Consider the following 19,107-nt stretch of genomic DNA (forward strand, 5'->3'; position numbering starts at 1 on the left):
GTGCGAGGGAACCTCGGCCGGGGGCGTCGGGGCGAGGCGCGCGCGCGCCGCGCCGGGGCGGGCCCGGTCGGGTCGGGGGGTGAGGCGTACGTTAGGCCCCGGGGGGCGTCGGCAGTTAGTACGATGCTGTCGAATCGTTGCCCAATCCTGCAATTTCGCCAACCGGGCCTGCCGAACGACAGGATCCGCAAACATAATCGCAGCGTCCCTGCCGGATGCTGGAAGCCATGAACGCCAACACTTCCGCCGAGTCTGTCGCCCGCAACGGGGTCTGCGCCCCGCAGGCGGAGCTGGCCGACCGGATTGCCCGATTGACCCCCGAGGACGGCGTGCACCCCACCGCCGTGCCGCAGCTGTACCTGATCCGCTCCAGCACCCCGACGCCGTGCAAGCCGACCCTGTACGAGCCGCGCCTGTGCATCGTCGCCCAGGGCAGCAAGGTCGCGATGCTGGCCGGCGAGACCTATCACTACGATCCGCTGAACTATCTGGTGGTGTCGGTGACCCTGCCGATGATCGGGCAGATCACCCAGGCCACGCCGGAGAAGCCCTACCTGTGCCTGCGCCTGGACATCGATCCGGACGAGATCGCCGCGCTGATCCTGGACGCCGGCCCGCAGGCGCCGTCTACCGGCATCGACCGCGGCCTGTACGCCGCGCGCGTGAACGCGCCGCTGCTGGACGCGGTGTTGCGCCTGATGCGCTTGTTGGAAACGCCGGCCGACCTGCCGGTGCTGGCGCCGATCGCGCTGCGCGAGATCTTCTACCGCGTGCTGGTCGGCGACCTCGGCCATCGCCTGTGCGATCTGGCGGTGGCCGACACCCGCTCGCACCGGATCGCGCGCGCGGTCGAGATGCTGCGCCAGCAGTACCTGCAGCCGCTGAGCATCGACGACCTGGCGCAGTCGGTGCACATGAGCACCTCCTCGCTGCATCACCAGTTCAAGGCCGTGACCACGATGTCGCCGCTGCAGTTCCAGAAGCAGCTGCGCCTGCACGAAGCGCGCCGGCTGATGCTGATCGACGGCATCGAGGCGGTCGCGGCCGCGCACAAGGTCGGCTACGAGAGCGCCTCGCAGTTCAGCCGCGAGTACAAACGCCTGTTCGGCGCGCCGCCGCGCTCGGAAATCGGCCAGGTGCGCAGCGCGCGTTTGGGTTGAGGCCGCCCGCTCAGTCCATGCACACGGCCTCGACGTTGTGGCCGTCGGGGTCGATCAGGAAGGCGGCGTAATAGGTCGGGCTGTAGTCCGCGCGCAATCCCGGCGCGCCGTTGTCGCGCCCGCCGGCCTGCACGCCGGCGGCATGGAAGCGTTCGACGCTGGCGCGGTCGGGCGCGCGTAGGGCGACGTGGCTCTGGCCCACGGCGTTGGCGTCCTCGTACAGCCACAGCGCGGGCGCGCCCTGCGGGCCCAGGCCGGCGCCGCCCTCGTAGCGCGAGTCCAGGCGATGGCCAAGCGCGCCTAAAGCGGCTTCGTAGAAACGCAGGCTGACGTCGAGATCGCGAACCTTCAGGCCGATATGGTCGTACATGGCGGAACCTCCTTGGATGGAGGCTCAGCCTGCGACGTAGGCGCCGATGCGTTCTTGGAGAATCTTGCGGTCGCCGCGCGCGGCGCGGCGGAAACCGCGCGGCGATACCCCGGCGGCGCGGCGGAAGGTGCGCACGAAATTGGACAGGTCGGCGAAGCCGCTGTCGTAGGCTACCTGCGTGATCGGCCGGCCCTCGTCGGCCAGCAGGGGCACCGCACGCCGCAGCCGCGCGCGCAGCAGGTACTGATGCGGGGTGACGCCGAGGACGGCCGAGAACAGGCGCAGGAAATGGAAGGCGCTGAGGCCGGCGCTGGCGGCGGTGCGCTCCAGATCCACCGCCTCGTGCGCGTGCGCGTCCAGCCACAGCGCGGCCTCGATCGCGCGCCGGCGATCGCGCGCCTGGGTGCGTGGGGCGCCGGCGTCGCCCGCGCCGACCGCGCTCAGGTAGCGCTGGGCGAACAGCAGGCCGAGCTCGTCCACGCCCAGATCGCTGCGTCCGTCGGCGGCGGCTTGCGCCAGTTCGCCCAGCACCATCAGTTCCGGCAGCGGCGGCAGGCCCGCGGCGAGCCAGTGGCTGGCCGCGCTACGACGCGCACCGGCCAGCTCGTCGACCAGCTCCTCGGCGAAGTGGAAGGACAGGCATTCGTCGCCGCACAGGTGGTGATCGTGGCTGCACAGGTATTCGTCGCCGGGGCGGCCGACCAGCACCGAGCCGGCGATTAGTTCGTAGCGGCGCCCGCGCGTCTGGTAGCCGAAACTGCCGCGACGCACATAGGCCAGCGAATGGCGGCCGTGCACCTCGACGAAGGGCGCATCCTGCGGGCCGGACTGACAGCGGTAGTCGACCACCGTGAGCGGGCCTTGCAGCAGCGTGGTGACGTGCATGGGGGGATGCTAGCACCGTGAATGTAGTGGCGCAGGGTCGGCGGTCTTGGTGGACGCAGCGCGTGCACAGCGGGAGCAAATCCCCCTCAATCCCCCTTTTTCAAAGGGGACGCCGATCCTTCGCAGCAGCGGCGCGGAGCCGCGCAGGGCCACGGTTCGTGCCGCTACGGCGTTTGCAGTCGGACGCGGTCCGCGCCGCTGCTGCGAAGGGTCGGCGGCGCGCGCCGCCTGCCGGGCCGGAGGCGTGCCTCCGGCCCGTCATCGTCAATGCTCGTAGGCCGATTCGCCGTGCGAGGTGATGTCCAGGCCTTCGCGTTCGGCTTCCTCCGCCACGCGCAGGCCGAACACCAGCTTGACCACAGCGAACGCCAGCACCGACACCAGCCCCGACCACAGCACGGTGATGCCCACGCTCAGCGCCTGCACGCCCAGCTGCGCGGCGATCGTGTCGTTGCCCGCGCCCAGGCCGTAGCCGCCCAGCGAGGGCGAACTGAACACCGCGGTGAGCAGCGCGCCGACGATGCCGCCCAGGCCATGCACGCCGAACACGTCCAATGCATCGTCCGCGCGCAGCAGACGCTTGAGCCCGTGCACGCCCCACACGCAGACCACGCCGGCGATCGCGCCGATCGCGATCGCGCCCATCGGCCCGACCGTGCCGCAGGCCGGGGTGATCGCGACCAGGCCGGCGACCACGCCCGAGGCGCCGCCCAGCATCGACGGCTTGCCCTTGATCACCGCCTCGACCAGGCTCCAGGCCAGGGCCGCGGCCGCGGTCGCCAGCAAGGTGTTGAGGAAGGCCAGGGCCGCGCCGGCGGTGGCTTCGAGGTTGGAACCGGCGTTGAAGCCGAACCAGCCCACCCACAACAACGAGGCGCCGATCATGGTGTAGGCGACGTTGTGCGGCTTGATCGCCTCGCGTCCGTAGCCCACGCGCTTGCCGACGAAATAGGCACCGACCAGGCCGGCGACGCCGGCGTTGATGTGCACCACGGTGCCGCCGGCGAAGTCGATCGCGCCCTTGGCGAACAGATAACCGTCGGGCCCGTACCAGACCATGTGCGCGATCGGCAGGTAGGCGAAGGTGAACCACAGCGCCGAGAACAGCAGCACCGCCGAGAACTTGATGCGCTCGGCGAAGGCGCCGACGATCAGCGCGCCGGTGATGCCGGCGAAGGTAGACTGGAAGGCGACGAACACGTACTCCGGCAAGGCCACGCCGGCGGTGAAGGTCGCGGCCAGGGTTTCCTTGTTCACGCCGGCCAGGAACAGCTTGTCGAAGGTGCCGATCCAGGGGCCGCCACCGCCGAACGCCAGCGAGTAGCCATAGGCCACCCACAACAGCACGATCAGCGAGAACACCGCCAGCACCTGCATCAGCACCGACAGCACGTTCTTGGAGCGCACCAGGCCGCCGTAGAACAAGGCTAGGCCGGGCACGGTCATCAACAGCACCAACAGGGTCGAGGTCAGCATCCAGGCGACGTCGCCCTTGTCGACCACCGGCTCGACCGCGGCGGCGGCGTCCTGCGCGCGCGCCGCCAGCGGAGCCAGCAGTGCAGCCAGGGGCAGCGCGCCCAGGGCCAGGGTTGGCAACGACCGCTCGCGCGAGCGGGACTTCAATGCATGCGTCTTCATATCGGATCTCGCGTCAGGGTCAGAGGGCGTCGTCGTCGAGTTCGCCGGTGCGGATGCGCACCGCGCTCTCTACCGGCAGCACAAGGATCTTTCCGTCGCCGACCTTGCCGGTGCGCGCGGCGTTCTGGATCGCTTCCAGCGCGGCCTCGAGCAGGCCCTCGGGGACCGCGCATTCGATCTTCAGCTTGGGCAGGAAATCGACGACGTACTCGGCGCCGCGGTACAGCTCGGTGTGTCCCTTTTGCCGTCCGAAGCCCTTGACCTCGGTGACGGTGATGCCGGAAACGCCGACCTCGGTCAGCGCCTCGCGCACTTCGTCGAGCTTGAACGGCCGGATGATGGCGGTGATCAGTTTCATCTCGCAGCTCCGTAGGTGCGTTGGCGCATCAGAACGCCTTGGTGAGGGTGAGGGTGAACGCGTCGCCGGCGATGTCGTTGCCGTGCGCGTTGGTGTAGAGCGCCTGCTCCGCATCCGTGTCGGTGTAGGCGGCGGCGATCGAGAACCCGTGGTCGAAGGCCTTGGTCACGCCGACTTTCCAGTCGGTGTATTCGTAGGCATCGTTGTTCTTGATCCACTGCTTGCCGCCGTGCAGGTTCAAGGTCCAGCCGGGCTGGAAGGTCCAGTTGACCGAGGCGTCCAGATAGCCGCTGCCGTCCGAATCGGCGTAGCCGAACAGATCGGTGAGGGCGTGGGAGTACTTCAATCCCAGGGCGACGGTCTCCACCGGCGTGACGGTGGCGCCCACATAGAACTCGGCGGTGTTCGGGCTGTTGAAGCCGCCCGGGTAGTCGCCCGGATACCAGTAGTACAAGGCGCCGATGTCGTAGGCGAAGATGTCGCCGGCCTTGCCGCGGTAACCGGCGTAGGCGTCCAGCTCCAGGCTGCTGGAGATGTCGTCGCCGACGACGACGGTGTCGGACAGCCAACTGACGTTGCTGCCCCAGGCGCCGACGTAGAAGCCGCTGTCGGCGGCGTATTCGATGCCGCCCTGCAGGGCCGGCTCCTGGTTGGTCTGCGACACTCCCCTAAAGATGTAATCGCTGGTCAAGCTCACCGAACCCGAGGTACCGGCGTGCGCGAGTGCCGGTGCGCCCAGGCAAGCGGCGAACACGGACAGAGCGAGCGCGGCGTGCGCGGTCGCGGTGGTGCAGGCGTTGGTACGAGACGACATGACGCAGGCTCCTCATAAGCGGTGGCCCCTCCCCGGTCAGTGCTTCGTGCTGTTGCGGCGCGGGCGTTTCGTCGTTGCCCGGGCTTTTTTTGGGACGCAGTCGCCTTGCGGCGGGGCGAGCCCGTCGTTGAGACCTCCTGGTTGTGGTGGTGGACTGGAAAAGCGAACGGCCCGTAGCTTTCGCCACGGGCCGTCGGGTGCGTCTACAGGTGCTTGCTCATGAAGACGCTGTTGGGGTCGTCGACGTAGTCCGCGAAGGGTCCGCAGGGTTCGAAGCCGTAGCGCGCATAGAGCCTGCGCGCCGGCTCGAAGCCGTCCATCGAACCCGTCTCCAGGCTCAGCCGCCGATAGGCGCGCCGCCCTGCCTCGTCGATCAGATGATCCAGCATCGCGGCCGCCACGCACTTGCGCAAATGCCGCGAAACCGTGCGCATCGATTTGATCTCGCCGTGCCCGGCATCGAGCTGCTTGAGCGCGCCGCAGCCGAGCAGTTGCCCGTCCTGCCAGGCGCTCCAGAAACTGATCTCCGGCCGCCGCAGTCCGTCCAGGTCCAGCGCGTGGATGCTCTCCGGCGGCGACAGTTGGGCCATGCCCTGCAGGTGTTCGCGCAGCAGCGCGATCACCTCGGGATGGTCCAGTTCGCCTGCGCGGATCTGCATCGGTGCTCCTGACTGCGGTGCGGCAACGCGGGACGGCGGCGCGGGCCGCCGCCCCTGGCGCGCGTTAGACGGCGTAGTACATCTGGTATTCCAACGGATGGGTCGCAGCGCGGAACTTGGTCACTTCCTGCATCTTCAGCGAGATGTAGCTGTCGATGAAGTCGTCGGTGAACACGCCGCCGGCCTTGAGGAAGTCGCGGTCCTTGTCCAGCGCTTCCAGGGCCTGGTCGAGCGAATGGCAGACGGTCGGAATGCCCTTCTCCTCTTCCGGCGGCAGGTCGTACAGGTCCTTGTCGCTGGGCGCGCCCGGGTCGATCTGGTTCTTGATGCCGTCCAGGCCGGCCATCATCAGCGCGGCGAAGGTCAGGTAGCCCGACTGGATCGGATCGGGGAAGCGCATTTCGATGCGGCGCGCCTTCGGGTTGGCCACGTACGGAATGCGGCAGCTGGCCGAACGGTTGCGGGCCGAGTAGGCCAGCATCACCGGCGCTTCGAAGCCCGGCACCAGGCGCTTGTAGCTGTTGGTGCCGGAGTTGGTGAAGGCGTTGATCGCGCGCGCATGCTTGAACACGCCGCCGATGTACCACAGCGCCAGCTGCGACAGGCCGCCGTAGCCGTCGCCGCTGAACAGATTGACGCCGCCCTTGGCGAAGGACTGGTGCACGTGCATGCCGCTGCCGTTGTCGCCGACGATCGGCTTGGGCATGAAGGTCGCGGTCTTGCCGTTGCGGTGGGCGACGTTCTTGATGATGTACTTCATCGTCAGCAGCTCGTCGGCCTTGGCGACCAGCGAGTTGAACTTGGTGCCGATCTCGCACTGGCCGGCGTTGGCGACTTCGTGGTGGTGCACTTCGACTTCGATGCCGACCTGCTCCAGGGTCTTGCACATCTCGGCGCGGATGTCGTGCAGCGAATCCAGCGGAGCGACGGGGAAGTAACCGCCCTTCACGCCCGGACGGTAGCCGCTGTTGCCGCCTTCGTATTCCTTGCCCGAGTTCCAGGCCGCTTCTTCCGAATCGATGTGGAAGAAGGTGTGGCCCATTTCATTGGCGTAACGCACCGAGTCGAAGATGAAGAACTCGGGCTCCGGGCCGAAGAAAGCCTGATCGGCGACGCCGCTGGACTTGAGGTAGGCCTCGGCGCGCTTGGCGACGCCGCGCGGATCGCGCGAGTAGGCCTGCATGGTCGCCGGGTCGAGGATGTCGCAGGTCAGCACCAGGGTCGGATCGGCGGTGAACGGATCCAGGAAGGCGGTGGTCGAATCGGGCAGCAGGATCATGTCCGACTCGTTGATGCCCTTCCAGCCGCTGATCGAGGAGCCGTCGAACATCTTGCCGTCCTCGAACAGCGCCGGCTCGACGATGGACTTGGGGAAGGTCACGTGATGCTGGACGCCGCGCATGTCGGTGAAGCGCAGATCGACGAATTCGACCTTGTGGTCCTTGATGAGCTTTTCGACGTGTTCGAGGGACATGGATTAGGGTCCGGGATTAGAGATTCGGGAAGGGGGATTCGTGCAAAACTTCAGGGCGTGGAGCCGCCTGCTTACTAGCTAAAGCAAGCAGCGTGCCAAGTCCCTACTGTTCTTAAGAAATTGATTTATATAGAATTAAAGTCTGACGCATCGCAGCAATGACCTATTGTGGTGCGTAAATCTAAGTATTCGCGCCAATTTGGTGCGACCGCTTTGAGCTGCTCGTTACCGCTGCACCCGCCGCTCTACGAATCCCCTATCCCAAATCCCGAATCCCGGCCGTCCAATGACCGATCTGCTCGCCGCGCTGCTGCTCGGCATCATCGAAGGCATCACCGAATTCCTGCCGATTTCCAGCACCGGACACCTGCTGATCGCGCAGCACTGGCTGGGGCACCGCTCCGACCTGTTCAACATCTCGATCCAGGCCGGCGCGATCCTGGCGGTGGTGCTGATCTATCGCCAGCGCCTGTGGCAGCTGGCGACCGGTTTCATGCAGCGCGAGAACCGCGACTACCTGCTCAAGTTGATCGTCGCCTTCGGCGTGACCGCGGTGCTCGGCATCGTGGTCAAGAAACTGGGCTTCGAGTTGCCCGACAAGGTGCTGCCGATCGCCTGGGCGCTGGTGCTGGGCGGCATCTGGATGCTGCTGGCCGAGCACTACGCGGCCAAGCGCGCGCAGACGCTGGGCGAACGCACCAACATCACCTGGACGGTGGCGATCCTGGTCGGCGTGGCGCAGGTGATCGCCGGCGTGTTCCCGGGCACCTCGCGCTCGGGCGCGACCATCTTCGTGGCCTTGCTTGCGGGCACCACCAGCCGCGCGGCGGCGACCGAATTCGCGTTCCTGGTCGGAATTCCGACCATGTTCGCGGCCACCGCCTACGAGCTGCTGGACGTGATCGGCACGCCGGCGGCGGCCAACGAGGACTGGACCGCGCTGGCGGTCGCGTTCGCGGCCTCGGCGGTGACCGCGTTCGTGGCGGTGAAGTGGCTGCTGCACTACATCCAGAGCCACCGCTTCACCGTGTTCGCCTACTACCGCTTCGCACTGGGCGCGGCGCTGCTGCTGTTGATGCCGTCGGGCAGCTGAGGGGCGGATTTCACCCGCCCTTTTCGTGAGCTGAACGATCATGAATAGGCGCAACCCCGCGCAACGCGCCGATGCGTTGGTATCGGCTCGTTAATCGCAATGGAAGACCGAAACATGAAAATGCTCGCCCCCGCCCTGCTCAGCCTGGCCCTGGCCGCCTGCGCGTCCGATACCGCGCCCGGCGGCAACGCCGCCGCCACCGGCAGCGAGGCCGGCACCAGCACCGCCAGCGCGGCGCTCAGCCTGGACGCCTACCACTGGCGCCTGACCAGCGCGAACGACAGCAGCGGCAAGGCGATCGCCGCGCTTGCGCCGGACCCGAAGCGTCCCCTGCAACTGGACTTCAACAGCGGCCGGGCCAGCATCAGCGGCGGTTGCAACCGCCTCGGCGGCAGCTACACGCGCGACGCCAAGACGCTGAGCTTCGGCGACATGGAGCAGACCTTAATGGCCTGCCCCGACACTCGCCTGATGGAGCTGGATCGCGCGATCGGCGAACGCTTGCGCGGCGCGCTGCCGGCGCGGATCGAGGGCGGCAACGACGCGCCCAGCCTGCAGTTGACCGCCGCCAATGGCGACCAGCTGCGTTTCGAAGGCAGCCCGACGCCGGCTACCCGCTACGGCGGCGAAGGCACCACGGTGTTCTTCGAGGTCGCGCCGCAGCGCGCGCCGTGCTCGCATCCGCTGATTCCGAACATGCAGTGCCTGCAGGTGCGCGAGCGCCGCTACGAAGCCAACGGCGTGGCGATCAAGAGCGACGCCGCCTGGGAGCCGCTGTACCAGGACATCGAGGGCTACACCCACGAACCGGGCGTGCGCAACGTGCTGCGGGTGAAGAAGTACGACATCAAGAACCCGCCGGCCGACGCCTCGTCGGTGGCGTACGTGCTGGACATGGTGGTCGAGAGCGAGCTGGTTTCGAAGTAGGTCCGCGCGCCTTGATCGCACTCGCCCCTATGCGGGCGAGTGCGCGCCATCGGCTAAGGCGAAATCTCGGCCGTCGTGGTTACGGCGTTGGGGCGAGCCGCTTGCGGCAGAACACCACCGGCGAATTGATCGCTGATCGAATGGCGCGGCTTGCCCGCCGGCATGCCGTCGCGCGGACGATCGATCACGTAAGTCTTGGCCAGGGAATCGTGCCAGCCCCGGCGGATGTGATCCTCGCTCATCAATAACGAGAACGCATCGAACGGAATCAGCCGACCCAAGCTGCGTAGAAAAGCGCGCCAGAACGTGGGCTGCCGACCGTACTGGTCGACGACGCGGGTCTGGGTAATCAGTTTGCCGATGGTGAAGCCGAACGCACCTTCCATGAAAGTGTAGTAGACGACGAGCGTGGCGTAGGTCAGCGCGTAGTCCATGCTCCAATGCAGCTCGTCGAACCACTTCATGGCCGACTCGCCGCCGATCAGAACCGCGACCACGCCGATGCCGATCCAGATCACGTAAAACACGATCTTGTCGATCAGCCAGTTGAGGAAGCGCCGCACCTTGGTGGTGGACTCGATGTCCAGCAGTTGCGGCGCGTCGGAGATCGCCGCCGTCGAGGCGCTGTAAGGATTGTGCTCGTCCATCGTTCCCCCCCAGGAATGAGGGGAAACTAACAGTTCCGATACGGGGCGGCTAGAGGAACGCGCCCTCGTGCCTGCGCGAACGCAGATCGGTTACGCGAGCGCGGGATTCAGGCTGTAGGTGCCATACGTCGCCGCCTCGGCCAGCACATGCCCATGCATCGCGCGCAGCACGTCGGCGGCGCCGAAGCGCTGCGGCAGGTCCAGGCGCTCGACGTCCAGCGCGAACACGCGGAAGAAATAGCGGTGCAGGCGCAGGTCGTTGGGCGGCGGGAACGGGCCGTCGTAGCCGCGCCAGTCGCCGGCCATGTCGGCGTTGCCGGCGAACCAGCCGGTGTAGTCGTTCAAACCCTGGCGCGCGCCCGACGGGCCGTTCGGATCGGCCTTGCCGTGCGCGACCACGCCGTCGCTGCAACTGCCGGCGACGATCTCGCGCAGCTCCGGCGACAGGTCGACCATCGCCCAATGGCAGAAGTCGGCACGCGGCTGCGCGACCGGAATCTGCACGTCGTCGCGGCCGACCATCTCGGCCACGGTGGGCACGTCGGGGTCGATGCACAGCAGCGCGAACGAACGCGTCTGCGCGGGCACGTCGGTCCAGGCCAGGTGCGGATTGCGATTGGGCGCGAAGCCGAAACCGTCGGCGGTGGGCTGGCCGGCGGCGAATTCGGCGGCCAGACGCTGACCGCGTTCGAAACTGTCGCTGTGGATACGCATACCGCCTCCAGAGAAGGATTCGCGATCGATGCCTGCATGTCGCGGCATCGACTGACGGGACAAATTACACCAGAGCGATACGCAGTCCCATGTCCGCCTTCATCGCGAGCAAGGCTTCTGCGTTGCCTTTGGCGTCGTCGACGGGGTGATGCGTGTGACGGGTGCGGCGCAGGTGCTTGAAGTTCTTGGCGGTGTCGCCGACCAAACCCTTGTACAGCGAGCCCAGGTTGGTCGAGCTGTGGCCGAAGGGGTTGGCGCCCAGGAAATGATGGAAGTACCAGTTGATGAACTGCCAGTCGAAGCCGTTGTTGTCCGAGACGAACATCGGCCGGCCCTGGACGTTGCCATCCAGCCATTGCCGGAACGCGCGCATCGCCGCTTCGGGTTCGTCGAAGGTCAAGGTGGTTTCGCGGCTGTTTCCGCTGACGGCCAGAGCCTCGGGGATCCAGCGTTCGGAGATCGGCCGCAAGGTCGCGTAGAAGCTGCGATCCAGACCGGGTTCGACCACGACCGCGCCGAACGAAATCATCGAGTAGTCGCCCGGGATGGGACCGTCGGCTTCGATGTCTACCATGATGTAACTCAATATCGTCTCCTCTGCTTACAGCCGCCGGAGCCCTCTCCGGCGACCCGACGCGGGATGCATGCGCATCCCGCGTCCGTGTTTCAGGCGTCCGCTTGGAACGCTGTAGAACTCAGGCTTCCGGATACCCCAGACGCTTGGCCACCGGCGTCAGCGCCGCGAAGGCTTCGGCCAGCGGCTCGGCGAAGGCGCGCCAATGGCCGGGAGCGAAACGCTGCGGGCCCACGGCTTCGGGCGGCATCGGCGCGATGGTGATGTCCAGCGCCTGGGCGATCGCGTCGGCCATGGCCTGCGGGTCCTGCGAGATGGCGTCCAGCTTGACCAAACGGTGCGGGAACAGGTCCTGTTCGTGCAGCGCGGCGACCTGGTTGAGCACCATCGCCAGCCAGCGCGCGCCGGCTTCCGGCGACTCCAGCTTGAACGGCGCCGGCGAGCCGTAGGCCAGCCAGTCCAGCAGCATGTCGCGCGGATCGCGCAGCACGATCATCAGCACCGCTTCGGGCAGGTGCGGGCGCAGCGCCAGCAGCAGCGCGTTGTCCCACCACAGCAGCCAGTCGAAGATCGCGCCGTCGTTGATGCCGCGGGTCGGCAGCGCCGCGCGCCACAGATTGACCAGGTAGGCCGGGTCCATCGTGCCGTTGAGCAAGCTTTCGGCGGTGCCGTAGCGCTGCAGCGGATCGTTGGGCGGGTTGGAACCGAAACGGTCGGCGCGCAGCGGGCCCTGGGCGAGGTCGAAGGTCAAGGCGATGCGTTCGACCAGCGAACCCGGCGGACCCCACAGCAGCAACACGCCGGGCGCGTTTTCCGGCAGCGGGGTCAGGTCCGGCCAGTTGGTGCGCGGCGTGGTCACCGGCGGCAGCGGCAGGCGCTGCGACGCGGCTTCGGCCTGCAGTTCGGCCCAGGTCGCGGCGGCGGCGCCGGGCTGGCCGGCGTTGTCGAGCGTGCGCGCGAGCAAGTGACGCAGGGTCAGCTTGACCTGTTCGTCCGGCGCGCGCGCGAGCAGGCTTTCCACGCGCGTGACCGCGGCGTCGGGATCGCTCTGCATCAGGCTGTCGATGATGCGCAGCTCCGAACGCGTGTCGCCCGGATTGAGCTCGACGATGCGATGGGCGATGGCGTCGGCCTGTTCGCGCTCGCCGGCGTGATCGTGGATGGTGGCGCGCGCTTCCATGGCCGGGATGTAGTCGGGCATCGCCGCCATCCAGCGCTCGACCACGACGCGCGCTTCGTCGCCCGCGAAGGGTTCGAACAGCAGACGCGCACGCCACAGATCGTCGGTTTGCGGATGCGTGGCCAGGGCCGCTTCCAGGGTGGCGCGCGCGTCGTCGGCGTCGCCGAGACGGCGCCAGACTTCGATCAGCGCCGACAGGGTGCGGCGGTCGCGCGGCTCGGCGGCGAGCGCGTTACGCAGGCGCGGCAGCGCGCTGTCGGCGCGGCCGGCTTCGAGTTCGATCTCGCCCAACCAGCGCTGCAGGCCGGGGCTGGGATCGGCCTCGACCAGCGTCGCGAGTTCGTCGGCGGCTTCGACCGCGCGGCCCTGCAGGCGCATCAGCTCGACCAGCAGCACGCGCAGCGAACTGGTGGACGCGGGCGAGCGCTCCATCATGCCGCGGAAGGCTTGCTCGGCGAAGGCGTAGTGGCCCTTGGCGAGATAGGCGAAGCCCAGCGCGTGGCGCAGCTGGGGTTCGTCCGGCGCGCGTTCGGCGGCGCCGCTGAGCAGGGCCAAGGCGGCGTCGGCGTCGCCGCGACGCAACAGCAGGGTGCCTTCGACGGCGGCGACTTGCGGATGATCCGGCGCGATGCGCGCGGCGGTGCGGATCAGGCGTTCGGCTTCGTCGAGGTCGCCGCGCGAGATCGCCAGCTGCGACTGCACGATGTAGGCGGGAAATTGATTCGGGTCCAGGCCGATGGCCTGCGCGAGCGCGGCCTGGGCCTGATCGAGCTGACGGCCGTCCAGCAACAGACCGGCGCGCTCCAGATGCAGGTTGGCGTCCTCGGGCGCGATCGCCAGGGCGCGATCGATCGCGGCGATGGCGCCGTCGCGATCGCCGCTGGCGCGCAGCGCGGCGGCGTGCAAACGGTGAGCGTGCGGGTCTTGCGGCTGCGCCGCCACCAGTTCCTGGGCGGCGGACAGTGCCTCTGCCGCCGCGCCGCGGCGCAGGGCATCGAGGGTGGTCTCGTACATGGGTTCGGGACTTCAGGCCAAACCCGCATTGTAGCGGGAGGATCGGGGGCGGGCGGGCGGCGGCGTATGGGCGCTGTTGGCCTCTCTCCCGCTTGCGGGGCGAGGGCTGGCGCTTGCGAGCGGCAGGCGCGCGCTGCACGGAACGCCCCACCGCGGCGCGGGCGGGCCGGGGCGTGGGTTTGTGAGGGTCGACGCAGGCAGCGGGCTTCAATCTCGTGCGCCGCTCTCACCCGTCCGTCGGGCGCCTTCTCCCGCAAGCGAGAGCAGGGACCGTCGCGGAGTGCCTAGGCCGAAGCGACGGATTCCAGCCGATCGGCGATCCAACGCTCCGCGAACCCGTCCAGGCGCGCGCTTTCGAGGAAACCGCAGTGTCCGCCCCAGGGCGCGATCTCCAGGCTCGCGTTCGCCGGCAGCTTGAGCGCGCGGAAGCCTTCGACCGGGATCACCGGGTCGTCCTCGGCCATCAGGATGCTTACCGGCACCTGCAGCCGCGACAGCCGGTCGGCGGCCACCGAGTAGCCGTCGAAGTAACGGTCCAGGGTGCCGTAATCGGTGTGGCGCTCGACCATCCACTGGGTCAGCGGACGCATGCGCAGGCCCAGGGTGCGATCGTCGAAGTCGTGGAACTGCGGAAACAGCTCGCGCTTGCGCGCCAGCGAGTCGCGCCATTTGCGCTCGAAGTACCACAGATAGATCGGCAGCCCCTGCTCCATCGATTCCATGGTCCGGGCCGGATCCAGCACCGGGCACACCGCGGCCGCGTGGGTCAGCGCCAGCCCGGCCTCGGGCGCCTGCAGGGCCAGGCGCAGGGCGAAGTTACCGCCCAGCGAGTAGCCGGCCACCGACATCGGCCGGCACGGGAAGCGGCGCGCGACATCGCAGGCCGCGTGCAGCACTTCGCCGATGCGGTTGGAGTGGAACAGGCCTTCGTTGAGATGGTGGGTGTTGCCGTGATCGCGGAAATTGAGCCTGAACACCTCGAAGCCGCGGCCGAGCAACTGCGCCGCGGTCATGCGCATGTAGTTGGAGTCGGCACTGCCTTCCCAGCCGTGCAGCAGCAGCACCAGTCCGCGCGGTTCGATCCCGGGCACGACGCTGTGCAGGCCGTGCAGGCGCACGCCGTCGCCGCCGTCGATCAGGTGTTCGGTGGTGGTCGCGCCGAGTTCGGCCAGGCGGCGTTCGGCGCGGCGCCGGCGCAGCGGACTGGAGCCGAGCACCGACTGCAGGTGCGCGTTTCGCAGCCAGCGTGGCGGACGGTAGTCGGCGGCGGTCAGCATCGGGGAGGTGGCATCGAGTGGGCGTGCGCGGTGGCTGCGCGCAGCGCCATCGTAGGGATCGCCGGCCCCGGCGTTCAACGCCCCATCGCCTCGACGATGCGCTGGCGCGCCAAGTCGGCGATGCGCCGGCGGCCGTCGGTCTCGCCGGGCAGGATCGGCTGCAGGAAATGGATTTCGGCGCTGCGCGAGGGTTCGCCCAGCAGGCGCACGAAGTTGGCGAAGAAGCTTTCGCGGTTCTGGAACGCAACCACGGCCTGGGCGTCGCCGCCCTCGCCGTAGCACAGCGCGACCGGCTGCACCGGCACGCCGGCTTCGACCGCGGCCAGGAAGATGCGTGCATGGAAGGGACCGATCTCGCCGCCGCCGCGGGTACCGCCTTCGGGGAACACGCCGACCGAACGGCCCGCGCGCAGGCGCGCCAGCATTTCGTGCAGCACGCCGCCCAGCGACTCGGTGCTGCCGCGGTGATGGAAGATGGTCTCGCCGCGCGCGGCCAGCCAACCCACCACCGGCCAGCTGGAGATCTCGCGCTTGGCGACGAAGCCCATCATGCGCTGGCTGTGCAGGGCCTCGATGTCGATCCAGCTGACGTGGTTGGCCACGAACATCGCCGCCCCCGGCAACGGCGTGCCGACCCGGCGCAGGCGGAAGCCGAAGATGCGCATCAGCCCGGCCGACCAGGCCCGGATCGCGCGATGTTCCAGGCGCTCGTCGCCGACCCGGATGCCGGCGGTCAGGGGCGAGATCAGCAGCAATACCAGCGGCAGGTCGATCAGCAGGTGCCACGACAACAGCGGCACACGGATCAGGTAACGCAGCGCGCGCGCGGACGACGCGCCGGAGCGCGCGGCCGCGCCGGCGTGGGGAGACGGCGCATTCATTGTGTGCACGATACCGAAGCGCCGAGGGCGTGGCGAGCGCGGCGCGCCGATCGCGGCAGACGCCGGTTCAGATCGCGATTACCGCCACCGTCAGGCGCGAGACGCAGACCAGGCGCGCGGCCTCGTCCTCGATCCGGATCTCCCAGACCTGGGTGCGCCCGCCCAGATGCAGCGGCCGCGCGGTGCCGGTGACCGTGCCTTCGCGCACGCCGCGCAGGTGGTTGGCGTTGATCTCAATCCCGACCACGCCCTGCCCTTCGCCCACCGCCATCATCCCGGCCGAGCTGCCCAGGGTTTCGGCCAGCAGCACCGAGGCGCCGCCGTGAAGCAGGCCGTAGGGCTGGTGGGTGCGGGCGTCGACCGGCATGGTCGCGCGCAGGTAGTCGGGGCCGATCTCGGTGAAGACGATGCCCAAGGGCTCCATCGCGGTGTTGCGCGAGCTGGCGTTGAGCTGTTCCAGGGTGCTGGGCTTGCGGAAGACGGGGCGGTCGCTGGCTTTCATGCCGCCACGATAGCCCAGGCGCGGCCCGGGAAAAAAAGAACGCAGGGTCAGCCTGGGGATTCCTTAGCCGGGAATCGGGGCTGTCCTGCGTTTAGGGGGTAGGACGGTGCTGCTGGTGGGAACTACGGTCGGCGGGCTCGGCCTTCTGACCGGCGCACTGCGTGGAGAGGGGCGCAGCGCGCCGGTCCCGGCGTTATGGAGCGGACCGACACACGACCAAGAGGACACCGTGGATTACGCGAAGCGGAAGCGGGGCTGCGCCCAGTCGTTGGTGTAACGACGGCTGCTGGCGTAGCCGGAGCTGTTGCCGTAGCCGACGCCGAAATCGCGTTCGCGGTGGACGTGGCGGACCGGAGCGGCGGGCGCCGTGCGGTTCTGGGAACTCGTGGAAGCGACGTTGCGGTCGAAGAGCTTGGAGACGTTCATGGTGGTGTCCTTGGTCGGTGGGGGAGTGATAGTGCTTCGGTGTGTTGGTAGAGTACAACACCTGAGCTCTTGTTCCATATGCCGGAAGTCACCCCACCTAAGACCTAGCACCTGCGGCGGGGCTGCAACACTGGAACTTGCTGATAGAGATGAGGTTTGCGGGCCAGGGGTTGCATCGATCCGCCCATGACTGACGACCTATGCCGGCGGATGTGACGGGCTGGGAGGGGCTGTGGCGGGGGCGGGGGCCCGAATGGGGCTCCACGGTCGTCGCGGTAAAGCAAATCCCCCCTAGCCCCCCTTTTTCAAAGGGGGGAACTGATTCGCGGCGGGTGGGGGCGCGCGTTTCAAAGGGGGAAACTGATTCGCGGCGGGTGGGGGCGCGCGTTTCAAAGGGGGAACTGATTCGCGGCGGGTGGAGGCGCGCGTTTCAAAGGGGGGAACTGATTCGCAGCGGGTGGAGGCGCGCGTCGGAGCGCAGCGTTTCGGAGCCCGTGGCGGCGCTAAGCGGCCACAGGCTTTGCTTCCCCCCTTTGGAAAAGGGGGGCTAGGGGGGATTTGCTTTTAGCGGCCGCAGGCCGCCCCAGCCGACTAAAGAATCGGCGCCAGCCCCGCCCCGAAGGCGGTGAACATGCGCGTGATCAGGCGCTTGGGCCCCAGGCTGACCTCGGGGAAGTCGCCGACCGGGCGATAGCAGGCGCGGAAGCCCGGCTGATTGCGGTACAGCGGAAGCGGGCAGTTCGGCCCGGGCACGAATTCGTAGCTGGTGGCGTAGCGGATCGGCCACAGGTCGAACAAGGGCAGATGCTCGGACACCTTGGTGATCGAGTACTCCAAGCCGGAGAACACCGGCGGCTTGTCGCGGCGCGCGATCACCCACGAGTTCGCCGGCGCGATGTCGCGACGAATGCTGGCGGCCAGTTCGGCGGCGAACGCGGCGTCGTCGATCACCACCGCGCTCTCGGTGTTGTAGCGGTCGCCGCGCGGATCGAAGTTGTGGGTGCCGACCACGCCGATGCGTTCATCGATCACCATCGACTTGGCGTGCATGCCGATGCGCACGCCGGCGCGCTTGAGCGGCACCGGTTCGTTGGCGCGCCGACGCGCGTAGCGCATGGCCGCGTACTCGCGCGACAACGGCGTGCGGTACTGGGCGCGCGAGATCACGCTGGAGCGGTCCAGGCGCTCGCGCCGCAGCGCCGCGGGCTCGGGCTGCGGCGGCAGGTCCAGCCCCAGGTCCGGCAGCGGCGCGCCGGTGGCGGCGATGTCGATCGGCGCGTCGGCCGGGAACGGCTTGTACTCGTAGATGTCGAAGCCGAACTCGCGCAGGTAGCGGCGCTTGTACTTGTACGACAGCGCGTAGGCGATGAAGGCGTCGGTCGCGGCCAGGCTGTTGGTGGACACGATCACGCGCGGCGGCTGCGGGCGTTTGCGCAGGTCGCGGAACAGGTCCTGGGCCGCGTCCGAGAGCACCAGATAGGGCGTCTGCAGCAGCACTTCGCGCTGCGACGATTCGATCAGGCCGCGCAGCGAGGCGGAGGACTGAGACCCGTCGATGCCGTTGCCGCGGTGCTTGTCCGGCGAGTCGGCGATGTAGCTCACCGCGCCCACCGGCAGCGCGCGCGCGACCAGGCGCGAACGCACCAGTTCGACGTCGCTGGCGTCGCGGCGCATGGCCTGGGCGCGCTCGGGGCGCTCGTAATTGGCCGGCGGCAGCGCCGGCACGCCGCTGCGCAGCAGATAGGTGCCTACGTCCTTGAGGCGCTCGACCGGCACGCTGCGGCGGTCGTCCCAGAAGCGCACGAAGTCCTGGTCCATCACCTGCGCGGTCGGGCCGGCCACCAGCAGGTCGCGGTCGCGGAAGTTGTACTCGTCGTCCCAGTCGTAATAGTCGTCCTGGTAATTGCGCCCGCCGGTGATACCGACCGCGCCGTCCACCAGCAGCAGCTTGGTGTGCATGCGCTGGTTGAGGCGGCGCCAGCAGCAAGCCGCGGCCAACAGGTATTGCGGGTAGCTGATGCGCGCGCGCTTGAGCACCGGGTTGTACAGGCGCACTTCGAAGTTGGCGTGCGCGCCGGACAGCGCGGCCAGGGTATCGAGATGCTTGAGCGCGGCCAGCTGGTCCAGCAGCAGACGCACGCGCACGCCGCGGCGCGCGGCCGCGATCAGCTCGTCCAGCACCAGCCGGCCGGCGTCGTCTTCGTCGTAGATATAGGTCTGCAGGTCGATCGCGGTGGTCGCGCTGCGGATCAGGTTGATGCGCGCCAGCAGGGCGTCCTGGCCGTGGTCCAGGATCAGGGCGTAATGGCGCGGCGCGTCCGCGCTCGACTCGTCCAGCGCGCGCGTGGCCAGGTCGCGCAGCGGCGAAGCCTGGGCGCAGGCGTGGGGCGCCGCGCAGTCGATCTGGGTAGGCCGCGCGGCCAGGGCGATCTGCGAGGCGCGATCGCGCTGCACCCGCGACAGGCCGGCGCAGGCCGACAGGCTCATCGCCAGCGCGGCGATCGCGATCCGTTG

Annotated in this window: 19 protein-coding genes; 3 read left to right on the top strand and 16 right to left on the bottom strand. The window is 68.4% G+C overall.

Annotated features, from left to right (window positions below; genetic code table 11):
* The first annotated feature begins 227 nt into the window (after nucleotides 1-227).
* Nucleotides 228-1,160: an AraC family transcriptional regulator gene (locus ASE35_RS19850; protein ID WP_056179714.1), complete on the top strand. Its 933-nt coding sequence runs from the start codon at nucleotides 228-230 to the stop codon at nucleotides 1,158-1,160.
* Nucleotides 1,161-1,170: 10 nt separating this feature from the next.
* Here ASE35_RS19850 and ASE35_RS19855 read toward each other — a convergent pair whose 3' ends face one another.
* From ASE35_RS19855 to glnA, 7 genes are all read right to left on the bottom strand, one after another.
* Entirely contained in the window at nucleotides 1,171-1,530 is a 360-nt protein-coding gene (locus tag ASE35_RS19855; protein ID WP_057164891.1) for a VOC family protein, read from the bottom strand.
* 24 nt (nucleotides 1,531-1,554) lie between these two features.
* Nucleotides 1,555-2,415: an AraC family transcriptional regulator gene (locus tag ASE35_RS19860; RefSeq protein WP_057164892.1), complete on the bottom strand. Its 861-nt coding sequence runs from the start codon at nucleotides 2,413-2,415 to the stop codon at nucleotides 1,555-1,557.
* Between the two features lie 264 nt (nucleotides 2,416-2,679).
* A complete protein-coding gene (locus tag ASE35_RS19865; RefSeq protein WP_343123529.1) occupies nucleotides 2,680-3,981 on the bottom strand; it encodes an ammonium transporter in 1,302 nt (433 codons plus the stop codon).
* 91 nt (nucleotides 3,982-4,072) lie between these two features.
* The gene (locus ASE35_RS19870) at nucleotides 4,073-4,411 is read right to left on the bottom strand and encodes a P-II family nitrogen regulator (RefSeq protein WP_056177145.1); all 339 of its coding nucleotides are present in this window, start codon (nucleotides 4,409-4,411) and stop codon (nucleotides 4,073-4,075) included.
* A gap of 28 nt (nucleotides 4,412-4,439) precedes the next feature.
* Entirely contained in the window at nucleotides 4,440-5,225 is a 786-nt protein-coding gene (locus tag ASE35_RS19875; protein ID WP_082576399.1) for a TorF family putative porin, read from the bottom strand.
* Nucleotides 5,226-5,428: 203 nt separating this feature from the next.
* Nucleotides 5,429-5,884, bottom strand: a complete 456-nt coding sequence (locus ASE35_RS19880) for a GNAT family N-acetyltransferase (protein WP_057164893.1) — start codon at nucleotides 5,882-5,884, stop codon at nucleotides 5,429-5,431.
* A 64-nt stretch (nucleotides 5,885-5,948) separates the two neighbouring features.
* Nucleotides 5,949-7,358 carry a type I glutamate--ammonia ligase gene (gene glnA / locus ASE35_RS19885; protein WP_057164894.1) on the bottom strand — a complete coding sequence of 470 codons (1,410 nt, stop codon included), beginning with the start codon at nucleotides 7,356-7,358 and terminating at the stop codon, nucleotides 5,949-5,951.
* 286 nt (nucleotides 7,359-7,644) lie between these two features.
* Between glnA and ASE35_RS19890 the strand changes: the two genes are divergently transcribed.
* Nucleotides 7,645-8,451 carry an undecaprenyl-diphosphate phosphatase gene (locus ASE35_RS19890; protein ID WP_057164895.1) on the top strand — a complete coding sequence of 269 codons (807 nt, stop codon included), beginning with the start codon at nucleotides 7,645-7,647 and terminating at the stop codon, nucleotides 8,449-8,451.
* Between the two features lie 114 nt (nucleotides 8,452-8,565).
* Complete coding sequence (locus ASE35_RS19895) at nucleotides 8,566-9,378, top strand: META and DUF4377 domain-containing protein (protein ID WP_082607381.1); 813 nt, start codon at nucleotides 8,566-8,568, stop codon at nucleotides 9,376-9,378.
* 53 nt (nucleotides 9,379-9,431) lie between these two features.
* On the opposite strand, the gene ASE35_RS19900 is transcribed toward ASE35_RS19895, so the two are convergent.
* The 9 genes from ASE35_RS19900 to ASE35_RS19940 form a co-directional block, all read right to left on the bottom strand.
* Entirely contained in the window at nucleotides 9,432-10,025 is a 594-nt protein-coding gene (locus tag ASE35_RS19900; protein WP_057164896.1) for an RDD family protein, read from the bottom strand.
* 90 nt (nucleotides 10,026-10,115) lie between these two features.
* Nucleotides 10,116-10,739, bottom strand: a complete 624-nt coding sequence (locus ASE35_RS19905) for a YbhB/YbcL family Raf kinase inhibitor-like protein (protein WP_057164897.1) — start codon at nucleotides 10,737-10,739, stop codon at nucleotides 10,116-10,118.
* A gap of 64 nt (nucleotides 10,740-10,803) precedes the next feature.
* Nucleotides 10,804-11,325 (bottom strand): exonuclease domain-containing protein, encoded by a 522-nt coding sequence (locus tag ASE35_RS19910; RefSeq protein ID WP_056177160.1) that lies wholly within the window; start codon nucleotides 11,323-11,325, stop codon nucleotides 10,804-10,806.
* 109 nt (nucleotides 11,326-11,434) lie between these two features.
* Complete coding sequence (locus tag ASE35_RS19915; protein WP_057161555.1) at nucleotides 11,435-13,507, bottom strand: tetratricopeptide repeat protein; 2,073 nt, start codon at nucleotides 13,505-13,507, stop codon at nucleotides 11,435-11,437.
* Between the two features lie 284 nt (nucleotides 13,508-13,791).
* The gene (locus ASE35_RS19920; protein ID WP_056179725.1) at nucleotides 13,792-14,781 is read right to left on the bottom strand and encodes an alpha/beta fold hydrolase; all 990 of its coding nucleotides are present in this window, start codon (nucleotides 14,779-14,781) and stop codon (nucleotides 13,792-13,794) included.
* 77 nt (nucleotides 14,782-14,858) lie between these two features.
* Nucleotides 14,859-15,665: a lysophospholipid acyltransferase family protein gene (locus ASE35_RS19925; RefSeq protein ID WP_056177165.1), complete on the bottom strand. Its 807-nt coding sequence runs from the start codon at nucleotides 15,663-15,665 to the stop codon at nucleotides 14,859-14,861.
* Between the two features lie 67 nt (nucleotides 15,666-15,732).
* On the bottom strand, nucleotides 15,733-16,167 hold the full coding sequence (locus ASE35_RS19930; protein WP_056177167.1) for a hotdog fold thioesterase: 435 nt from the start codon (nucleotides 16,165-16,167) through the stop codon (nucleotides 15,733-15,735).
* Between the two features lie 234 nt (nucleotides 16,168-16,401).
* Entirely contained in the window at nucleotides 16,402-16,593 is a 192-nt protein-coding gene (locus ASE35_RS19935; RefSeq protein ID WP_056177169.1) for a hypothetical protein, read from the bottom strand.
* A 591-nt stretch (nucleotides 16,594-17,184) separates the two neighbouring features.
* Entirely contained in the window at nucleotides 17,185-19,080 is a 1,896-nt protein-coding gene (locus ASE35_RS19940; RefSeq protein ID WP_057164920.1) for a phospholipase D family protein, read from the bottom strand.
* Nucleotides 19,081-19,107 lie beyond the last annotated feature (27 nt).

Source organism: Lysobacter sp. Root916, from assembly GCF_001429785.1.
Lineage (GTDB): Bacteria > Pseudomonadota > Gammaproteobacteria > Xanthomonadales > Xanthomonadaceae > Lysobacter.